This window comes from Methylobacterium litchii (assembly GCF_038442315.1).
Classification (GTDB): Bacteria; Pseudomonadota; Alphaproteobacteria; order Rhizobiales; family Beijerinckiaceae; genus Methylobacterium; species Methylobacterium litchii.
Map to the genome: position 1 here is coordinate 228,979 of NZ_JBBXMY010000005.1, position 18,320 is coordinate 247,298.

Annotated in this window: 17 protein-coding genes, 1 tRNA gene and 1 pseudogene; 6 read left to right on the forward strand and 13 right to left on the reverse strand. The window is 70.1% G+C overall.

What is annotated here, in order from left to right:
• Positions 1 to 101 precede the first annotated feature (101 nt).
• Positions 102 to 176 (forward strand) — tRNA-Val (locus tag AAHF99_RS12170).
• A 23-nt stretch (positions 177 to 199) separates the two neighbouring features.
• On the opposite strand, the gene AAHF99_RS12175 is transcribed toward AAHF99_RS12170, so the two are convergent.
• From AAHF99_RS12175 to AAHF99_RS12215, 9 genes are all read right to left on the reverse strand, one after another.
• Positions 200 to 730, reverse strand: coding sequence for a hypothetical protein (locus tag AAHF99_RS12175; protein ID WP_342164584.1), 531 nt, complete (start codon positions 728 to 730; stop codon positions 200 to 202).
• Positions 706 to 1,560 carry a hypothetical protein gene (locus AAHF99_RS12180; RefSeq protein ID WP_342164585.1) on the reverse strand — a complete coding sequence of 285 codons (855 nt, stop codon included), beginning with the start codon at positions 1,558 to 1,560 and terminating at the stop codon, positions 706 to 708. The genes AAHF99_RS12175 and AAHF99_RS12180 overlap by 25 nt, the downstream gene beginning before the upstream one ends.
• Positions 1,557 to 1,910, reverse strand: a complete 354-nt coding sequence (locus AAHF99_RS12185) for a hypothetical protein (protein ID WP_342164586.1) — start codon at positions 1,908 to 1,910, stop codon at positions 1,557 to 1,559. Before AAHF99_RS12185 ends, AAHF99_RS12180 begins: the two co-directional genes overlap by 4 nt.
• 322 nt (positions 1,911 to 2,232) lie before the next feature.
• A complete protein-coding gene (locus AAHF99_RS12190) occupies positions 2,233 to 2,367 on the reverse strand; it encodes a hypothetical protein (RefSeq protein ID WP_279597657.1) in 135 nt (44 codons plus the stop codon).
• A gap of 63 nt (positions 2,368 to 2,430) precedes the next feature.
• Positions 2,431 to 5,535 carry an efflux RND transporter permease subunit gene (locus AAHF99_RS12195; RefSeq protein ID WP_412759878.1) on the reverse strand — a complete coding sequence of 1,035 codons (3,105 nt, stop codon included), beginning with the start codon at positions 5,533 to 5,535 and terminating at the stop codon, positions 2,431 to 2,433.
• A 56-nt stretch (positions 5,536 to 5,591) separates the two neighbouring features.
• Positions 5,592 to 6,860, reverse strand: coding sequence for an efflux RND transporter periplasmic adaptor subunit (locus AAHF99_RS12200; RefSeq protein WP_342164590.1), 1,269 nt, complete (start codon positions 6,858 to 6,860; stop codon positions 5,592 to 5,594).
• A gap of 112 nt (positions 6,861 to 6,972) precedes the next feature.
• A complete protein-coding gene (locus AAHF99_RS12205; RefSeq protein ID WP_243952965.1) occupies positions 6,973 to 7,194 on the reverse strand; it encodes a hypothetical protein in 222 nt (73 codons plus the stop codon).
• A gap of 100 nt (positions 7,195 to 7,294) precedes the next feature.
• Positions 7,295 to 7,981, reverse strand: a complete 687-nt coding sequence (locus AAHF99_RS12210) for a L,D-transpeptidase (RefSeq protein WP_342164592.1) — start codon at positions 7,979 to 7,981, stop codon at positions 7,295 to 7,297.
• 98 nt (positions 7,982 to 8,079) lie between these two features.
• Complete coding sequence (locus tag AAHF99_RS12215) at positions 8,080 to 8,445, reverse strand: hypothetical protein (RefSeq protein ID WP_342164593.1); 366 nt, start codon at positions 8,443 to 8,445, stop codon at positions 8,080 to 8,082.
• Between the two features lie 202 nt (positions 8,446 to 8,647).
• Here AAHF99_RS12215 and AAHF99_RS12220 point away from each other — a divergent pair, with 202 nt between their 5' ends.
• Positions 8,648 to 10,267, forward strand: a complete 1,620-nt coding sequence (locus tag AAHF99_RS12220; protein ID WP_342164594.1) for a methyl-accepting chemotaxis protein — start codon at positions 8,648 to 8,650, stop codon at positions 10,265 to 10,267.
• A 16-nt stretch (positions 10,268 to 10,283) separates the two neighbouring features.
• On the opposite strand, the gene AAHF99_RS12225 is transcribed toward AAHF99_RS12220, so the two are convergent.
• From AAHF99_RS12225 to AAHF99_RS12235, 3 genes are read right to left on the reverse strand one after another with little or no spacing between them, the layout of a single operon-like run.
• Positions 10,284 to 11,120, reverse strand: a complete 837-nt coding sequence (locus AAHF99_RS12225; RefSeq protein ID WP_342164595.1) for an alpha/beta fold hydrolase — start codon at positions 11,118 to 11,120, stop codon at positions 10,284 to 10,286.
• A gap of 36 nt (positions 11,121 to 11,156) precedes the next feature.
• Positions 11,157 to 11,789, reverse strand: a complete 633-nt coding sequence (locus AAHF99_RS12230; RefSeq protein WP_342164597.1) for an alpha/beta hydrolase — start codon at positions 11,787 to 11,789, stop codon at positions 11,157 to 11,159.
• Positions 11,790 to 11,815: 26 nt separating this feature from the next.
• A complete protein-coding gene (locus AAHF99_RS12235) occupies positions 11,816 to 12,745 on the reverse strand; it encodes a ring-cleaving dioxygenase (protein WP_243953473.1) in 930 nt (309 codons plus the stop codon).
• Between the two features lie 113 nt (positions 12,746 to 12,858).
• On the opposite strand from AAHF99_RS12235, the pseudogene AAHF99_RS12240 reads away from it, so the two are divergent.
• Positions 12,859 to 13,792: pseudogene (locus AAHF99_RS12240) on the forward strand (LysR family transcriptional regulator).
• Between the two features lie 3 nt (positions 13,793 to 13,795).
• On the opposite strand, the gene AAHF99_RS12245 reads toward AAHF99_RS12240, so the two are convergent.
• Positions 13,796 to 15,274: a methyl-accepting chemotaxis protein gene (locus AAHF99_RS12245; RefSeq protein ID WP_342164599.1), complete on the reverse strand. Its 1,479-nt coding sequence runs from the start codon at positions 15,272 to 15,274 to the stop codon at positions 13,796 to 13,798.
• Between the two features lie 690 nt (positions 15,275 to 15,964).
• On the opposite strand from AAHF99_RS12245, the gene AAHF99_RS12250 reads away from it, so the two are divergent.
• From AAHF99_RS12250 to AAHF99_RS12260, 3 genes are all read left to right on the forward strand, one after another.
• A complete protein-coding gene (locus AAHF99_RS12250; RefSeq protein WP_342164601.1) occupies positions 15,965 to 17,059 on the forward strand; it encodes a PAS domain-containing protein in 1,095 nt (364 codons plus the stop codon).
• Between the two features lie 85 nt (positions 17,060 to 17,144).
• The gene (locus AAHF99_RS12255; protein ID WP_342164603.1) at positions 17,145 to 17,645 is read left to right on the forward strand and encodes a cupin domain-containing protein; all 501 of its coding nucleotides are present in this window, start codon (positions 17,145 to 17,147) and stop codon (positions 17,643 to 17,645) included.
• A 33-nt stretch (positions 17,646 to 17,678) separates the two neighbouring features.
• Positions 17,679 to 18,236, forward strand: coding sequence for a CoA-binding protein (locus AAHF99_RS12260; RefSeq protein ID WP_342164605.1), 558 nt, complete (start codon positions 17,679 to 17,681; stop codon positions 18,234 to 18,236).
• The last annotated feature ends 84 nt before the right edge of the window (positions 18,237 to 18,320 follow it).

Genomic DNA, 18,320 nt, shown 5'->3' on the forward strand with positions numbered 1-18,320 from the left:
CAATCGGGAAAACCGGCTTGCGCCCCCCGCCGCCAGCGGCTATAGCCCCCGCCCACCGGCACCTTCGAAGCGTTCGGATTTCGTATCCGAACGGTCGAGATGGAGACGTAGCACAGCGGTAGTGCATTCCCTTGACATGGGAAAGGTCACAGGTTCGATCCCTGTCGTCTCCACCATCCGTCCACGCTCAGGGCATAAGTCAGCCCGGCGGCGCCGAAGCCCTCAGAACCGCCATCACCGCCTCCGGTGAGACGGGGCAGCCGGCCGGCACGATGACCTTCACAGCCAATTCGTCGATGGCCGGCATCCGGTCCCCCGTCAGCCGCGCCGAGGCCAGCCGCGCGAGATAGATCGCGTTGAGGCGGATCGTGATGAACCGGTTGTCGAGGACGCGGCCCCGATAGACGTAGGCGACATGGTCCGTCGGCCCGGGACGGCCGACGAGGGACGGATCCGGCTGGTAGGGACTGGCCTCAACGAAATCGACCGCGATCGGCGCGGCGCACTCCGCGACGCGCATCGTGAGGGGTCCGGCGGCGGCGCGGGGCCACCGCCCTCCCATGCCGAGATCGACGGGGCCGCTGGAGGCCTCCCGGCCGTCCGGATGGCCGGGCGGCGCCTGGCGCCGGGAGACCTCGACCCGGACCACCAGAGACGCGACGACGAGGGCGCAGAGCAGCGCGAGGCCGCCCCGCGCCCAGGGGGTCAGCGGTGCGGCGTGGGCCGGCATGCGCCTCTCTCCACGCGGAGCAGGATGGGGACGATGGCGGCGGCAACCGAGCCCAGCGCCACCACGGTCGCGCCCGATCCGTCGTGCCAGAACAGGTAGGCCTCCCGCGAGGGCAGCATCGCCAGGATGCGCGTGACGTTGACGGCGACCACGAGGCAGGCGCTCACGCCGAGGGCGCGGGCCGCCGCCGCATCCGCCGGGTGCCGGGCGATCTTCAGGATGGAGAGCCAGATCAGCACCGTCAGCGACAGGTTGTGGAACGAGGAGCACCCTTCCAGCAGGACGACCGACCAATCGCCGCGCACGGAGATCCGGGCGCCATCGACGGCGATGCCGTCGAAGAGCAGGCGTCCGAACCGATGGATGACGGCGACCTCGAACACCTCGATCAACTGGTAGGCGAGCTTGAAGAGCAACTTGCCCCACAGTTCGTAGACCGACAGCGCGAGCCACATGTGGCTGAGGTCGCGCAGGAGCTGGTCGGACCGTCTCGCGAGGAGGAACCACATCCCGGCGAGGGTCGTGGCCAGGTAGACGCCGTGATGCTCCGGCACGAACCACGCCAGCGCGGCCACCAGCAGGATCGCGAGGTCGCTGCGGCCAAGGGCGACGCGGCGGGGGGCGGTGAGGACCAGCGACACGCAGGCCGCCAGTCCGAACGCTTCACCGATGTTGAATTCGACGAGATGCTGCGCGGTCTGCGCGGGTTCGAGCAGGTGCCGTTGCGCGACGGCGGACAGGACGGTGCCGCAGGCGAAGACCAGCAGGGCGCTGCCGCCCGCTCCGAGCCGTGCGGCGGTGCTCCCGCCGCGCAGCGCCGCGACCCTCACGCCGCACGCGGGGTTGCGCGATCACGCCGCCGCCGCAGGATCGCGACGGTCGCCCCGACCAGGAGCAGGGCGAGGCCGGCATTCACCTCCGGTGAGGGGGCTCCCCCGAAGCCGCCTCCGCCGAGGCTCGCCCCTCCGCCGCCACCGGAACTCACTTCGAACAGGGCTGCCCCGAAGGGACGGCTCGGCGTGCGGTTCGCCGCAGCCCCGTCCTGGAAACCACCAGGCGTCGGGGCGGCGGACGTGCGCGTGACGGCGAGGGGCGAACCGGAGAGGAACAGACGCGGGTCGGCGCCGACGGCCTGATCGACCGACAGGCTCGATGAAGAATTGCCGCTTCCGGCAGTCACGGGACTGCACAGGCACAGCCCGACTTCATTGAAAAAGCACGTACCTACGTAGTTCATGACAAAAACTCAGATAAAATGTCATGATGACACTAATCTTCCGAATTGAATTCTGTCGCAAGCCTTAAGCGTCGTTAACGATGAGGAGTCACAGGTAAGTTTAACGCACGATCGCGGCGCAACACACCAACGGCCGAGCTTTGGCGAGACCTGAACCGGAATCGCGGCGCCAATACTGGAGCGCGGGCCCCGGAAACGGCAAAGCCCGCCGCGGCGGGGGCCGGGCGGGCTGCGAGGGCAGGGGCCTGGGGTCAGGCCGCGTGCGTCAGATCAGATAGACGGTGCCGGCGGCCTTGAAGGCCTTGGGGCAGTTGCTGCCATCGACGAGCCTCTGCGCCTCGGCGAGGGTGAGCTGCCGTGACATCGCCACTTCCGCGAGGGTCATCCACTTGCTGGTCATGCCGGGTCCTCCTGTTCCGCGTTTCCCGCTTAACGAGGATGGACGGGTTTTGTTCAGCGCCGGTCACTCCGCCGCGCGCAGGGCGGGGGGCGCCTGTGGGTCCGCCGGCTTCGGATCGTCGAGGGCCGCGTCGACATCGTCCGGCTTGTCCCGGAAGGACAGGCGGTGCGCCAGCCGGTCGAGGTAGATGTAGATCACCGGGGTGGTGAAGAGCGTCAGGATCTGGCTCACCGCGAGGCCGCCCACCATGGCGTAGCCGAGCGGCTGCCGGATCTCCGAGCCGGTGCCGGTGGCGAACATCAGCGGGATGCCGCCGAGCAGGGCCGCCATCGTGGTCATCAGGATGGGGCGGAAGCGCATCAAGGCCGCCTGCCGGATGGCGACTTCGGGGGTCAGGCCCTCCTCGCGCTCGGCCACGATGGCGAAGTCGACCAGCATGATGCCGTTCTTCTTCACGATGCCGATCAGGAGGATGATGCCGATCAGCGCGATCAGGCTGAAGTCGAACCCCGCCGCCATCAGCACCGCCAAGGCGCCGACGCCCGCCGAGGGCAGGGTCGAGAGGATCGTGAGCGGATGGATGAAGCTCTCGTAGAGGATGCCGAGGATCAGGTAGACCACGAACAGCGCCGCCAGGATCAGCAGCGGCACCGTCGAGAGCGATTGCTGGAACGCCTGCGCGGTGCCCTGGAAGCCGCTCGTCACGGTCGCCGGCACCTGCAGGTCCCGCATCGCCCGGCCGATCGCCTCCGTGGCCTGTCCCAGCGCCACGTCGGGGGCGAGGTTGAAGCTGATCGTCACTGCCGGGAACTGACCCTGGTGGTTCACGGCGAGCGGCGCCACCGGATCGGTCGTCCAGCGGGCGAAGGCCGCCAGCGGCACCTGCCCGCCGCCGACCGGCGCCTTGATGTAGATCTTGTCGAGGCTCTCGACGCTGCCCTGCAGGGCCGGCAGCACCTCCATCACCACGTGGTAGCTGTTCAGCTGGGTGAAGTACTGCGCGATCTGGCGCTGGCCGAACGCGTCGTAGAGCGTATCGTCGATGAGCTGGGGCGTGATGCCGTAGCGCGAGGCGGCGTCGCGGTCGATCGACAGCGTGAGCGTCGTGCCGCGCGTCTGCTGGTCGGTGGCGACGTCGCGCAGTTCGGGCAGGGTCTTCATCGCGTCGAGGATGCGCGGTGCCCAGGTGTTCAGCTCGGCGAGGTCCGGGTCCTGCAGCGTGTATTCGAACTGCGTCCGCGAGGTCCGGCCGCCGGTGCGCACGTCCTGGGTCGCCTGGATGAAGGTGCGGATGCCCTCCACCCGCTCCAGCTGCGGCCGCAGCCGGCTGATCACCTGGAACGCGTTGGCGTCGCGCTCGTCGCGGGGCTTGAGGGCGATGTACATGCGCCCGGAATTGAGCGCCTGCCCGTTGCCGCCGAGCGACATGCCGAGCCCGGCCACCGCCGGATCGGCCTGGACGATGGCGCCGACCTTCTCCTGCAGCGCCTTCATCGCCGAGAACGAGATATCCTGCCCCGCCTCGGTGACGCCGATCATGAAGCCGGTGTCCTGCTGCGGGAAGAAGCCCTTCGGGATCGCCACGAACAGGTAGCCGGTCAGCCCCAGCGTGGCGAAGAAGACGAGGAGCGTGACCCGGCGGAAGCGCAGGGCGACGTCCAGCGCGTCGGCATAGGCCGCGAGCAGCCCGTCGAACGCGGCCTCGCTCATCCGGTAGAGGCGGCCGTGGCGCTCGGCGGAATGCGGCTTGAGGAGCCGCGAGGCCATCATCGGCGTGAGCGTCAGCGAGACGAAGGCCGAGACCGCGATGGTCATCGACAGGACGACGGCGAATTCCCGGAACAGGCGGCCGATGATCCCGCCCATCAGGAGGAGGGGGATCAGCACCGCGATCAGCGAGACCGAGATCGAGACGATGGTGAAGCCGATCTCGCCCGCGCCCTTGAATGCGGCCTCCATGGGCCGCATTCCCTCCTCGATGTAGCGGCTGATGTTCTCGAGCACGACGATGGCGTCGTCCACCACGAAGCCGACCGAGATGGTCAGGGCCATCAGGGAGAGGTTGTCGAGGGTGTAGCCCGCCATCCACATCAGCGCGCAGGCACCGAGCAGGGCCAGCGGCACGGTCACGCTCGGGATCACCGTCGCCCAGAAGCTGCGCAGGAAGACGAAGATCACGCCGACCACCAGCGCGATCGTCAGGATCAGGGTGAACTGCACGTCCTCCACCGAGGCGCGGATCGTCTGAGTCCGGTCGCTGAGGACGCCGATCGTGATGGCCGCCGGCAGGGTGGCGGTCAGGCGCGGCAGCTGCGCCCGGATGCTGTCCACCGTGTCGATGACGTTGGCGCCCGGCTGCTTGAACACCACGAGGAAGATGCCGCGCTTGCCGTTGGTCCAGCCCGCCTGCTTCGTATCCTCCGGGCCGGCGACCGCCTGGCCGACGTCGCGTACACGCAACGGGGCGCCGTCGCGATAGGCGATGATGACGTCGTTCCAGTTCTGCGCGGCGGTGAGCTGGTCGTTGGCGTAGATCGTGTAGCTGTGGCTGCCGCCGTCGATGCTGCCCTTCGGGTTGTTGACGGTGGTGAGCGTCAGCTGCGCGCGCACGTCCTCCAGGGACAATCCCTTGGCGACGAGCTTGGCGGGGTCGATCTGGATGCGCACGGCCGGCTTCTGCTGGCCGCCGATGAACACCTGCGCGACGCCGGAGATCTGGCTGATGCGCTGGGCGAGTTGCACGTCGACCGCGTCGTCCACGTCGATCAGCGGCATGGTGTCGGAGGTCGCCGACAGCAGCAGGATCGGCGAATCGGCCGGGTTCACCTTGCGGTAGGTCGGCGGGGTCGGGAGGTTCTTCGGGAGCTGGCCGCTGGCGGCGTTGATCGCCGCCTGGATGTCGCTCGCCGCGCCGTCGATGTTGCGGTTCAGGTCGAACTGCACCGTGACCGTCGAGATGCCGAGCGAACTCGTCGAGGTCATCTGCGAGACGCCGGGGATCTGCGAGAACTGCCGCTCCAGGGGCTGCGCGACGGACGAGGCCATCGTCTCCGGGCTCGCGCCGGGGAGCTGGGCCGTCACCTGGATGGTCGGGAAATCCACCTGCGGCAGGGGCGCGACGCCGAGCAGCGGATAGGCCACCACCCCGAGGAACAGGATGCCGACCATGATGAGCGTGGTCGCGACCGGGAACCGGATGAACGGCGCCGAGATCCCGCCCTTCGTCACCGGATCGTCTCCGTCGGCGTCAGCGCCTGCGCGGTGTGGGCGGCGCCGTGCGGATCGGCCACGAGGCTGCCCTCCTGCACCTTGTACTGGCCGGCGACGATCACCTGCTCGCCGGGCTGGAAATCCCCGCTGAGGATCCGGGTCCGGCCCGAATCCGAGCGCCCCGCCTTCAGCGGACGCGGGTGCGCCCGGCTCGCGTCGTCCACGACGAAGGCGAACAGGCCGTCCGGCCCGTGCTGGATCGCGTTGTCGGGGACGGTCGTGGCCTGGGCCACCGTGCCGACGCGCATCTTGGTCGAGACCGACAGGCCCGGCCACAGGGCGTGGGTCTTGTTCTCGTACACCGCCTTGAGGCGGATCGTGCCGGTCGCGGTGTCGACCTGATTGTTGAACAGGGCGAGCTTGCCGTCGGCGAGCTTGGTGAGCCCGTCCGACGACCATGCCTCCACCGGCACGTCGCCCGCCTTCAGGGCCGCCGTGATCGCGGGCAACTGGTCCTCCGGCGCCGTGAAGACGACGAAGATCGGCTCCACCTGCGTGATCGTCACGATCGGGGTCTGCCCCGCCGCCGTGACGATGTTGCCGATATCGACCTGCCGGAAGCCCGTGACGCCGTCGATGGGCGCGCGGATCGAGGCGTAGCCGACCTGCGTCGTGGCGTTGTCGATGGCGGCCTGATCGGAGGCCACCTGCGCGGTCAATTGGGCGACCAGGGCGGTCTGCGTCTCCAATTGCTGCCGGGAGGCGTAGGCGCCGAGGCCGGCATAGCGCGTCTGGTCGGCCTTGGCGTTGCCGAGATTGGCCGTGTCCTGGTCCTTCTTGGCCTTCGCCTGATCCAGCGCCGCCTGATAGGGGCGCGGATCGACCTGCACCAGGAGGTCGCCCTTATGGACCGTCTGGCCCTCGCGGAAGGCGACCTGCTGGATCTCGCCGTCGACGCGGGTGCGCACCTGGACGGTGTTGTAGGCCTGCACGGTGCCCAGCCCGTTCGTCACCAGGGCGAAGGGCCCCCGCTCGACCATCCCGAGGGTGACGGGCACGGGCAGCGCGGCGTTCGTCTTGGCCTTCGCCGGAGGCTGGGACCAGCGGGTGTAGCCGTAGGCGCCGCCGCCCGCCCCGACGAGCAGGAGCAGGATCAGCCAGCCCGCACGGGAGCGTTTCGGTGCGGGGCCCGTCGCCGGAGCGCGCGCGTCGCCGTCGCCCCGATGCGCCGTCGCCGCGTCCGGTCGAGGGGCGTCGCGCTCATGCCCGTCTTCACTCAGCATCCGCCGGTTTCCGCCCGTTGATCCGTCCGCCCCGCGAACTGCAAGTATTCTGCATGCAATCGCAGACTTGTCACAGTTCGGTGTCCGGGATGTTTCTGGGGCGTCAGCGGCCTCAGGACGGGCCGGTCTCCAGGCGGTAGACTTCGAAGACCGTATCCCGCCACCGGAACCAGCGCTGGCCCGTCATCCGGTCGAATCCGTTGATGCGGCCGGACTTGGCGATGGACCTGACCAGGCGATTGGCCAGGGCCACGCTGTCGATGTCGTAGGCGATCAATTCCGGAGGGCGCCGGATGTCGCCCTTCCGTTCCTGGATGAAGATCGAGTGCGGCATGTCTGTCACCGGCAAACGACGTCGTGCCGGTCAACATACAACTTGTGAGCGAGTTCAGACGCGCCCTCGATGCGGTTAAGGAAGCGTCACGCGCCCATGTTCAGGCCGGCAGGACCACCACTTTCGTCTTCACCGGGGTGCGGGCGTAGAGGTGGATCATGTCCTGGCTGAGCAGGCCGACGCAGCCGCTGGTGATGCCGCTGCCGATCGTCTCCGGGTCGCTCGTGGCGTAGATCGTGTAGAGGGTGTAGGCGCCGTTCTGGTAGAGGTGCAGGGTGCGGGCGCCCAGCGGGTTGTCGAGGCCGCCCGGCATGCCGCGGGCGTATTTCGCGGCCTCCGGCTGGCGCTTGATCATCTCCTTCGGCGGCGTCCAGACCGCCCATTCGGACTTGCGGCCGACATAGGCGTCGCCGCTCCACAGGAAGCCGTCGCGCCCGACATTGGCGCCGTAGCGGGTCGCCGCGCCGCCGTCCTCGACCCGGTAGACGTAGTAGTTCTTCGGATCGACGATGATCGTGCCGGGCGCCTCCTTCGTCTCGTAGGCGACCGTCTTGCGGTAGTATTTCGGATCGACCTTGGCGATGTCGACCGCCGGGATCGGGAACTTCTCCTGCGGCAGCGGCCCGTAGAGGCTCGCCGCCTCGGCGAGGCTCGTCGAGTCGGAGGTCTTGCAGCCGCCGAGCGCCAGGGTGCCGAGCCCCATGGCCGCCGAGCCGAACAGGAACGACCGGCGGTCGAAGCGTCCGTGCGAGGCGGGGCCGCGGCCCCTCCGCCAATCCAGGGTCATGGTCGTCGTCCCGTGCGCGGCCTGTCGGCCTTACGTCCCCACGGAGTAAAGCCTGCCACCGCCCGGTTCAATGGACAAGCTTGTCGCTCGCGCCGAACTCAGCGCCGCGCGAGAAGGCGCGCCTCGCTGCCCGCACTTCCGTAGCGGTCCCACAGCTGTGCGCAGGTCTCCGAAGGCCGGTCGCGGAACGCCCGCGTCTCGGCGTCGAGGACCCGCTGCAGGCCGACTGAGCGCTTCAGGGTGAAGAAGTCGGCGTGGTTCAGGTGGTTGGCATGGGAGAAGGCGCGGAAGCCTTCGGTGTCGACCCGCAGGTCGGGGCAGTGGCGCGAGGCCATGTCGGCCTCGATCCCGGCGCGCAGGGCCGGCGGGTCGCTCTGCAGTGCGGCGCGATGCGCCTCCGCCCAGGAGCCGAAGGCGGCCCAGCCGCCGAGGCAGAGCAGGAGGGGGGCGAGGGTTCTCTCCATGTGCGGTCCCGCCACGACGTTCGCACCACAAAGCGCTGCCTCGCGGTGGGTTCGACCTGAACCGGATGAGGGGGCGTCCTCTGTGTGGGCGCGCACCTCGGCGGAATGCGATGCAAGACGAGGACCGATCTCGCAACCGCCGAGGTTGCGGGCTATCACGTTCCCGTCGGGCACCGCCCGGGATCGGGCAGGGCAAACCGTGATGCGGACGTCGTTGGGTCTCAATGGCCTGCTGGGAGGCGCGATCGGCGTCATCGCGCTGGTGTCGATCCTGAGCAGCAGCGCGGTCCTGATCACGCGCAGCCGGCTGCAGACGGCGACGGACGCCCGCGAGCATTCGGATCAGGTGATCCGGGGGCTCGATGCCTTCCGCGCGGCGATGCTCAACCAGGAGACCGGGCTGCGCGGCTACCTGATCACCGGGCGCCCGAGCAGCCTGGAGCCGTATCAGGCCGGACGCCGGAGCCTGGACGACGCGGTCGGCCGCCTGCGGAGCCTCGTCGGCGGCGACGGCGACCGCACCCGGATGCTCGCGGATGCGGTGACGGCGGCGCGCGGCTGGCAGGCCGACATCGCGGAGGCGGCCCTGCGCAAGGGCGCCGACCCGGCCCAGCGGGCGGAGGCGATCGGCCTGGAGGCGGACGGGCGCGGCAAGCAGCTCTTCGACCGCCTGCGCGCGGAACTCGCCGCCATCGAGGGCCTGGAGGAGGCGGCCCGCGCCGACCTCTCCCGGCGGGTGGCGCAAACCCAGCGCGACGAGGACTTCGCGGTCTGGGGCGGCACGCTGCTCACCCTGCTGATCTGCATCGGCCTCGGCATCGCCATCAACCGCCTCGTGGTGCGTCCGCTGCTGCGGGTGATGGCCTATGTCGAGCGGGTCGGGGAGGGCGACCTGACCGGGCGGATCGAGGGGCAGGCGGACGGGGAGGTCGGCCGCCTCGCCGCCACGCTGCACGCGACGGTGACGGGCCTGTCGGATTTCGCCCGCACGAACCGGGCGGCGACGGCCGACCTCAACGCGGCGGCGGCCGAGATCCGTGCCTCGGCGCAGGAGCAGGCGGCCTCCGTCGAGGAGCAGTTCGCCGCCGTGCAGGAGACAGCCGCCACCGTCGACGAGATCACCCATTCCGGCGCGCAGATCTCGAAGCGCGCCAGCGAGGTCATCGCCACCGCCCAGGCCACCGCCCGGACCTCGCGGCAGGGCCTGCGCGCGGTCTCCGACACCGCCCAGGCGATGGATGCGATCCGCGAGCAGGCCGAGGCGGTGGCCGGCAACATCGTCGGCGTCTCGGAGAAGACCCAGGCGATCGGTGAGATCATCGAGAGCGTCAACGACATCTCGGAGCGCACGCACCTGCTGGCGCTGAACGCGGCCATCGAGGCGGCGGCGGCAGGCGAGAGCGGACGCAGCTTCGCGGTGGTGGCCTCGGAGATGAAGCTGCTGGCCGACCAGGCGAAGGCGGCCACGGGTCAGGTGCGGGCGATCCTCGGGGAGATCCAGCGGGGCATCAACACGTCGGTGATGCTGACGGAGGAGGCGGTGAAGCGCTCGGCGGTGGGCAAGACGCGCTCGGACACGACGCAGCGGACCATCGAGGAGATCACGGCGCGGTTCGAGGAGAACGTGCAGACGTTCCAGCAGATCGTGGCCTCGACGAACCAGCAGCAGCTCGGGATCGAGCAGGTGATGGGGGCTTTGCAGAACATCCGTCAGGCGAGCCAGCAGACGGCGGCGGGGACGCGGCAGGTCGAGACCGCCTCGACCAACATGACCGAGCTCGCGCAGGCACTGACGGCGCTCGCGGAGCGGTACCGCACCTGACAGGGCCGCCGGCGCCTCACCCCCGCACGAAGGCGAGGATGTCGGCGTTCAGCACGTCGGCGTTCACGGTGAGCATGCCGTGGCTGTAACCGGGATAGGTCTTCAGCGTGCCGTGTCGCAGGTGCGTGATCGCCTTCAGGGCGGCGGCGGCGATGGGGACGATCTGGTCGTCCTCGCCGTGCAACACCAGCACCGGCACGCCGATGGCCTTCAAATCCTCGGTCTGGTCGGTCTCCGAGAAGGCATCGATCCCCTCGTGATGGGCGAGCGCGCTGCCCATCATGCCCTGCCGCCACCAGTTCTGGATCACGCCCGGCTGGGGCGTCGCCCCGTCGCGGTTGAAGCCGTAGAACGGGCCGGTCGGGACATCGAGGAAGAACTGGGCACGGTTGCCGGCGAGCGCCGCGCGGAACCCGTCGAACACCTCACGCGGCAGACCGTCCGGGTTCGCCGCGGTCTTGAGCATCAGCGGCGTGATCGCGCTCACCAGCACCGCCTTGGCGACGCGGCCCTGCGGCTCGCCGTGGCGGGCGACATAGCGCGCCACCTCGCCGCCGCCGGTCGAATGGCCGATATGGACGGCGTTGCGCAGGTCGAGATGCGCGACGACCGCCGCCGCGTCGGCGGCGTAATGGTCCATGTCGTGGCCCCATCCGACCTGGGCCGAGCGGCCGTGCCCGCGCCGGTCATGGGCGACCACGCGGAAGCCGTGCCGGACGAAGAACAGCATCTGCGCGTCCCAATCGTCCGACGAGAGCGGCCAGCCGTGGTGGAACACGATGGGCTGCGCGTCCTTCGGACCCCAATCCTTGAAGAAGATCTCGGTCCCGTCCTGCGTGGTGATGGTCGGCATGGTCGCCTCCTGTGAGGGATGGGGGGTGGGCAAGGTTCAGGCCGCCGCCGGGCGGCCGATGTCGCGGAGCCACGCCGCGACGAGGCCGATCTCGGCCTGGGACAGGCCGTGGCCGGCGGGCAGGATCCGGTGCGTGACGGCGGCGCCGGCCGCCGTGAGCTGTTCGGCGAGCCGCCGGGCGTTCTCCACCGGCACGATCGGATCCATCGCCCCCGAGAGCATCAGGACCGGCTTGCCCGCGAGGGCGGCGGCCGGCGGCACGGCGAAGGGCACCATCGGCCGGATCAGCACCGCCCCCGCGAGGGTTTCCGGCCGCTGGAGCAGCGTCGCGGCGGCGATGTTGGCGCCGTTCGAGAAGCCGAGCGCCAGGGGCGCGGCGAGGCCGTAGCGCTCCCGCGCCTCCGCCACGAACGCCGCGAGCCCGTCCGTGCGGCGGCGCAGGTCGTCCTCGTCGAACACGCCCTCGGCGAGGCGGCGGAAGAAGCGCGGCGCGCCGCTCTCGCTGACCTGCCCCCTGGGGGAGAGCAGGGCCGCGCCGGGGGCGACGGCCCGGCCGAGCGGCAGGAGGTCGTCCTCGTCGCCGCCCGTCCCGTGCAGGAGGAGCAGCGGGGTGAGGGCGGTTTCGCCCGGCGCGAAGCGATGGCGGAAGGACAGGGTCTCGGGGATCATGGCACCCTCCACGGGGGAGACGGGGTTCAAGCGACGGCCGGGAGCACGGCCTCGATCTCGGCGCGGTGGCGCTCCAGGCCCGGCGGCAGCTTCAGCGCCTGGCCGAGGGTCGCCTCCGGCTCGTCCACGGCAAAGCCGGGGGCGTCGGTGGCGATCTCGAACAGGACCCCGCCCGGCTCGCGGAAGTAGACCGAGCGGAAATACTGCCGGTCGCGCTGCTCGGTGACGCCGAGCCCGTGCCGGTCGCGCAGGGCGTCGGCCATCGCCGCCTGGGCCGTGTCGTCGGCGGCGCGGAAGGCGATGTGGTGGACCGAGCCCGCCCCCTGGCGGCCGGGCAGGAACGCGCCCACCGCCCGCAGGGTGACGTGCCGGCCGGAGGCCGCCGTGCCGGAATAGCGGGTGGCGGAGCCCTCCCTTCCGGTCTGCGTGAAGCCGAACACCTCCGTCAGGATCGCCGCCGTGCCCTCGCCCTCCGCGAGGAGCAGCGTCACCCCGTGCAGGCCGAGGATCGCGTGCTCGGCCGGCACGGAGCCGCCGGTCCAGGCGGAGGGCGCCGCCGCCTCGTCCACGCCGACGAGGGCGAGCATCATCCCGTCGGGATCGCGGAAGCGCAGGGTCGGCTCGCCGAAGACCTGCACCAGCGCCTCGTGGCGCACGCCCTTCTCCACGAGCCGGTGGGTCCACCAGCCGATCGAGGCGCGGGGCACGCGGAAGGCGGTCTCCTGCGTCTCGCCGAGGCCCGCCCGGCCGGGGGCCGCATGGGGGATCGGGAAGAAGGTCAGGATCGAGCCGGGACGGCCCGCCGCGTCGCCGTAATAGAGGTGGTAGGTGCCCGGATCGTCGAAGTTCACCGTCTTCTTGACGAGGCGCAGGCCGAGCACGGCCGTGTAGAAATCGAGGTTGCGCGCCACGGGCCCGGAAAAGGCGGTGACGTGGTGGAGGCCGGTCTCGGACATGGCGTCGTCTCCTGGATCGCGCCCGATGGGCGTCGTCGATGGAGACAAAGTGCGCCTTGCCATGGCGCCTGAAAATAGAAACGATGGAAACTCATCGTTTCCGGAAACGACCCATGCGCCTGCCCGATTTCGAAGCCTGGGCCATCTTCGCCAAGGTGGTGGAGGCCGGCTCCTTCGGTGGCGCCGCCGGGGAACTTGGCCTGTCGAAGGGCACGGTCTCGAAGGCGGTGGGGCGGCTGGAGGCGCGGATCGGCGCGCGGCTGTTCCACCGGACCTCCCGGCGGCTGGCGCTGACCGAGGCGGGGCTCGCCGCGCGGGACGACGCGGCGCGGCTGCTCGCGGAGGGGGAGGCCGCCGAGGCGCGGGCCACCGCCGCCACGGCGCTGCCGCGCGGCCTCGTGCGGCTCGCGGCGCCGATGAGCTTCGGGGTGCTGCACGTGGCGCCGCTCCTGCCGGATTTCCTGGCGCGGCACCCGGCGGTCTCGGTCGACCTGCATCTCGCCGATTCGGTGGTGGACCTCGTGGGCGGCGGGTTCGACATCGGCCTGCGCATCGCGGCCCTGCCGGATTCCTCGCTGAAGGCGCGGCGGCTCTGCCCGGTGCAGCGCTCCCTCGTGGCGACGCCGGGCTATCTCGACCGCCACGGGCGGCCGGACCACCCGGACGACCTCGCCCGGCCATGCCTGCCTCGGCTACGCCTACCTGCCGACGCCCGACCGCTGGCGCTTCCGCCATGCGGATGGGCGGGAGGCGGGCGTGACGCCGGGCGGGCCGATGCGGGCGAACAACGCCGAGGCCCTGGCGCCGGCCCTGCGGGCGGGGCTCGGCCTCGCCCTCCAGCCGGATTTCATGATCCACGAGGATCTGGCCGCCGGCCGGCTGGAGCTGGTCCTGCCGGACTGGTCGGCCCCGCCGATCTCGCTCCATCTCGTGACGCCGCCGGGCGAGCCCCGCCCGGCGCGCGTCGTCGCGCTGATCGATTATCTGGCCAAGGCCCTCGTCGCCGCCCCCTGGGCCAGGGCGGTGACGACGACGGCGGCGGCCTGAAGGTCAGCTCGCCATCTTGCGGGAGGCCTCGCGGACCTGCCGGGTCGACTGGTCGAGCTCGCGGCTCGAATTGGCGATCAGGCTGACGTTGCGGCTGATCTCCTCCACGGCCGTGGTCATGGCCTGCATGTTGGACGACATCTCGCGGGCGACGGCGGCCTGCTGGTCCACGGCGGCCGAGATCGCGGAGGAGATCTCGTTGACCTCCCCCACCGTGTGGCCGATCCCGGCGATGGCGGAGGCGGCCTCGCCCGCCGCCTTCTGCGTCTGCGCGATCTGGGCGCTGATGCTCTCCGTCGCCTTGGCGGTCTGGGCGGCGAGGTTCTTCACCTCGGCCGCGACCACCGCGAAGCCCTTGCCGGCCTCCCCCGCCCGCGCCGCCTCGATGGTGGCGTTGAGGGCGAGCAGGTTCGTCTGGGAGGCGATATTGTCGATCATCTCCACCACGGCGCCGATGCGCTGGGCCTCGGCGGCAAGGCCCCCCACCACCGCCGAGGTGGCGTTGGCTTGGCTCACCGCGCGGTTGGTGATCTGCACCGCCCGCTGCACCTGCTGGCTGATCTCGCCCACGGAAGCCGCCAGCTCCTCGGCGCCGGCGGCCACGCTCTGGACGTTGCCGGAGGCCTCCTCGGCGGCGCTCGCGGCGCCCACCGTCTGCTCGGAGGCGCGGGTGATCGCGTCCGCCACCACGTCGAGGTCGCCGTCGATGCTCCGCTGCAGCCTGTTGCGCTCCAGGCGCTCGGTGACGGCGGGCGTCACGTCGGTGGCGAACTTCACCACCTTCACCACGGTGCCCGAGGCATCCGAGACGGGATTGTAGGTGGCCTGGATCCACACGTCGCGGCCGCCCTTGGCGATCCGGCGGTATTCGGCCGCCTGGAACTCGCCCCGGCGCAGGGCCTCCCAGAACCGCGCATAGGCGTCGGTCTTGGCCTCGGCCGGATCGACGAGCAGGGAATGGTGCCGGCCTTTCACCTCCTCCAGGCCGTAGCCGATCATCGCGAGGAAGTTCGCGTTGGCGTCGAGGACCCGGCCCTCGAGGTCGAACTCGATGATCCCCTGCGAACGGTCGAGGGCTCGCACCTTGCCCTCGAAGTCGGCGTTGCGCAGGGCGGCCTCGGTGACGTCGGTGACGAGGCCCATCACGCCCGTCACCTGCCCCTTGCGCCCGCGCACCGGCACGTATTCCTCACGCAGCCAGACCTCGCGGCCCGTGGCGGTGCGGCGGCGGACCTCGCGCAGGCTCGGCTCGCCCCGGCGCAGGGCATGCCAGACCTCGCGATACGCGGCCCCGTCGCGCTCGGACGGCTCCACGAGGCATGAATGGTTTCGACCGATCAGGTCCTCGGCGCGATACTCCAGCAAGCCCAGGAACCTCGCATTGGCCGCCGTCACCGTGCCGTCGACGGTGCACTCGATCACTGCCGTCCCGTCGTGCAGGGCCCGCAATCCAGGGGCGGCGCCATCGGTCCAGAACAACATACTTAACCCCAGATTGAGCGATCAACGCCGCTATTCAACTCGGAGACTAGTCCTCGAATGTTACCCAAGCGTCAAAACCAAGGCGGCGATGCGTCGCGTTAAGTGTCATTGTCGCTATTTGCCTCCCGCGGTTTCCGGTCAGCACGGGCTCTTCCCAATTTCACTTGGTTCTGAATCATCCACGATGCGCCGCGCGGCAAACGTGCTTCCGTTTCTTTCTGGGGTACTTCGTTAAAAGGGACGACCGGTTTTCGTAGTTCGGCCCAAAAGCGCATTATAACCGGACCTGCGTTGTCTTCGCGCCATTCCAACAGTCCACCCTTTCAGCGACGAGATCGCACGGGCTGGCACAGGAACAGCCATGAAGACTGCGCGGACTCGCTCGATTTCTCGCATTCAATTCTAATTTAATCGTCCATTCTAGAGTGCTTACGCAGCCTCAAAACTTCAAATCACTCATTTGTGCAATCCGAATTGGTCGGAAAGTGTCCTCTCCCATCTTGCGCATTTTGCGCGATCCACCATCAAGAAGAGGCCAGCTCCCGGCTCGGGGAGATCCGATATGAACCGTTCGAGGGCTCGGGGAGCGACGCCTTGAGACGGGATCTGTCTTTGGCGCGAATCGCGACCGCCCGTGCGGCGGCTGACCCACCACGATCCATCCGGTTCGCCGGACCAGAGCGCAGCCCCATGCCCACCCGATCCCTCATGCGCGTTCAGGCGGATCCCGCTCCCCCGAGGGGAGGGGCCTCACGCTTCTTCTCGTCCCGCAACTTCCTGAAGATCATCGAGGACACCGGCGAGGTCGGGTTCTGGTCCGCGGACCTGCGCAACGGCACCCTCGACGCGACGCCGGGCCTGTACCGCATCCTCGGCCTCGAGCCGTCGGCGGAACTGCCGATCGGCCTGCTGATCGACATGATCCACCCGGAGGACCGGGCGGTGCACGGCGACCAGTTCGCCATGCTGATGGCCGGCCAGCCGATCAACCGGGAGTTCCGCGTCGTCCGCCCCGACCGGACGCAGCGCTGGCTCCAGCACCGGGGCGAGGTCGCCCTCGGCGCCGACGAGCGCCCGAGCTACGGCATGGGCGTGATCTTCGACGTCACCGCCCGCCACGACTCGATGCAGGCGGTGATGCAGCGCCACGACCGGCTCAACGCCCTCGTGACCGTGACCGCCGCCGCCTTCTGGACCACCACCCCCCAGGGCGAGCTGAGCGAGTGCTCGCAATGGATGAACCTGACCGGGCAGAGCTACGCCCAGACGCGGGGCTACGACTGGCTCGAGGCCGTCCATCCCGAGGACCGCGCCCGCACCCAGGCGGCCTGGACCACCGCCGTGCAGCACGCCTCGGCCTACAACACCGAGTACCGGATCCTCTGCGCGGACGGCATCTACCGCTGGTTCAACTCCCGCGCCGCCCCCGTGCTGAACAAGGACGGCAGCGTGCGCGAATGGGTCGGCATCTGCCTCAACGTGCCGGGCCAGAGCCGCTACGGCTACCAGGGCCTCACCGTGCCCGACACGACGGAGCCCGACACCTCGGACCGGCCCCTCACCGCCGCGCAGGTCCGCGCCGCCCGCGGCATGGTCGGCCTGTCGAAGGAGGAGCTCGCCAAGATGGCGGGGGTGTCGATCTCGACCATCGTGCGGCTGGAGGATGCGAACTCCCCCGTCCGCCCGCGCCACGACACGGTGATGGCCGTGCGCCGCGCCCTGGAACAGGCCGGCGTGACCTTCACCTTCGACGTCGGCGCCAAGCCCGGCGTGCGCGAGGCCTGACCCCGGCCGCCCCCCTCCGGCGCGTTGACGGCGCGCCGGGGGAGGGCGTAGCCACGTCCGAACGACAGGCGTTCGGGAGGGCGGCATGGGGCAGGACCACGACCACACCCACGACCATACCCATGACGGGGCGCGCTGGAAGCACGACGGCGTGCGGGTGATCCCCGGCGACAAACTCGACGACAACACCGCCCAGACGCCGGGCATGTACCGGCAGGCGGCGATCAACGCCGCCCGCGTCGGCGCGCAAAGGATCTGGGCCGGCACGGTGGCGATCCAGCCCGACGCCAAGACCGGCGTGCACCACCACGGCGCCCTGGAGAGCGTGATCTACGTCGTCTCCGGCCGCGCCCGGATGCGCTGGGGCGACCAACTCGAATACGTCGCCGAGGCGGGGCCCGGCGACTTCATCTTCGTGCCGCCCTACGTGCCGCACCAGGAGATCAATGCCTCCACCGACGAGCCCCTGCATTGCGTGCTGGTGCGCTCCGACAACGAGGCGGTGGTGGTCAACATCCCGGACGTGGAGCCGGTCGAGCGGCCGGAGACCGTCCACTGGGTCGATCCGATCCACAAGCATCCGTGACCCTGCACCCCTGACACAGCCGGCGGCCCGACCATGACAGACGACATCGCCGCGCGGCACGCCCGCTACGCCGATTCGGCGATCCGCGCGATCCTCGACGGCACGAAGAGCGTCGCGCTGGTCGGCGCCTCGGCGAACCCCGCCCGGCCGAGCTTCATCGTGCTGAAGTACCTCCTCGACCGGGGCTACGCGGTGACGCCGGTCAATCCGGGGCTCGTCGGACAGGACCTCCTTGGCCGCCGGGTGGCGGGCTCGCTCTCCGAGGTCGAGGGCCCCCTCGACATGGTCGAGATCTTTCGCAATTCGGCCGCGGCGGGGGGCATCGTGGACGAGGCGCTGGCCCTCGATCCCCTGCCCAAGGTGATCTGGATGCAGCTCGGCGTGCGCGACGACGAAGCCGCCGCCCGCGCCGAGGCGCAGGGCGTCACCGTCATCATGAACCGCTGCCCCAAGATCGAGTACGGGCGCCTCTCCGGCGAGATCGGCTGGACGGGGGTGAATTCGCGCATCCTCAGCGCCCGCAAGCCCGTCCTCGCCAAGGGCGGCGTGCAGAAGCTCACCATCGCGGACCGCCGGACACCCCGCTCCTGAGGTCGCGGTATCATGATACCGCAGGGCTGAACCCGCTCTCGGAACACGTCTTTTCGGCGTCGGCGCGCGCGATTTGCGGTTGAC

Excerpts from the sequence above, each read along its gene's own strand:
- AAHF99_RS12175 (WP_342164584.1), bottom strand. The coding sequence starts at position 730 with ATGCCGGCCCACGCCGCACCGCTGACCCCCTGGGCGCGGGGCGGCCTC.
- AAHF99_RS12190 (WP_279597657.1), bottom strand. The coding sequence starts at position 2,367 with ATGACCAGCAAGTGGATGACCCTCGCGGAAGTGGCGATGTCACGGCAG.
- AAHF99_RS12195 (WP_412759878.1), bottom strand. The coding sequence starts at position 5,535 with ATGGTCGGCATCCTGTTCCTCGGGGTGGTGGCCTATCCGCTGCTCGGC.
- AAHF99_RS12200 (WP_342164590.1), bottom strand. The coding sequence starts at position 6,860 with ATGCTGAGTGAAGACGGGCATGAGCGCGACGCCCCTCGACCGGACGCG.
- AAHF99_RS12205 (WP_243952965.1), bottom strand. The coding sequence starts at position 7,194 with ATGCCGCACTCGATCTTCATCCAGGAACGGAAGGGCGACATCCGGCGC.
- AAHF99_RS12210 (WP_342164592.1), bottom strand. The coding sequence starts at position 7,981 with ATGACCCTGGATTGGCGGAGGGGCCGCGGCCCCGCCTCGCACGGACGC.
- AAHF99_RS12215 (WP_342164593.1), bottom strand. The coding sequence starts at position 8,445 with ATGGAGAGAACCCTCGCCCCCCTCCTGCTCTGCCTCGGCGGCTGGGCC.
- AAHF99_RS12220 (WP_342164594.1), top strand. The coding sequence starts at position 8,648 with ATGCGGACGTCGTTGGGTCTCAATGGCCTGCTGGGAGGCGCGATCGGC.
- AAHF99_RS12225 (WP_342164595.1), bottom strand. The coding sequence starts at position 11,120 with ATGCCGACCATCACCACGCAGGACGGGACCGAGATCTTCTTCAAGGAT.
- AAHF99_RS12230 (WP_342164597.1), bottom strand. The coding sequence starts at position 11,789 with ATGATCCCCGAGACCCTGTCCTTCCGCCATCGCTTCGCGCCGGGCGAA.
- AAHF99_RS12235 (WP_243953473.1), bottom strand. The coding sequence starts at position 12,745 with ATGTCCGAGACCGGCCTCCACCACGTCACCGCCTTTTCCGGGCCCGTG.
- AAHF99_RS12245 (WP_342164599.1), bottom strand. The coding sequence starts at position 15,274 with ATGTTGTTCTGGACCGATGGCGCCGCCCCTGGATTGCGGGCCCTGCAC.
- AAHF99_RS12250 (WP_342164601.1), top strand. The coding sequence starts at position 15,965 with ATGCCCACCCGATCCCTCATGCGCGTTCAGGCGGATCCCGCTCCCCCG.
- AAHF99_RS12255 (WP_342164603.1), top strand. The coding sequence starts at position 17,145 with ATGGGGCAGGACCACGACCACACCCACGACCATACCCATGACGGGGCG.
- AAHF99_RS12260 (WP_342164605.1), top strand. The coding sequence starts at position 17,679 with ATGACAGACGACATCGCCGCGCGGCACGCCCGCTACGCCGATTCGGCG.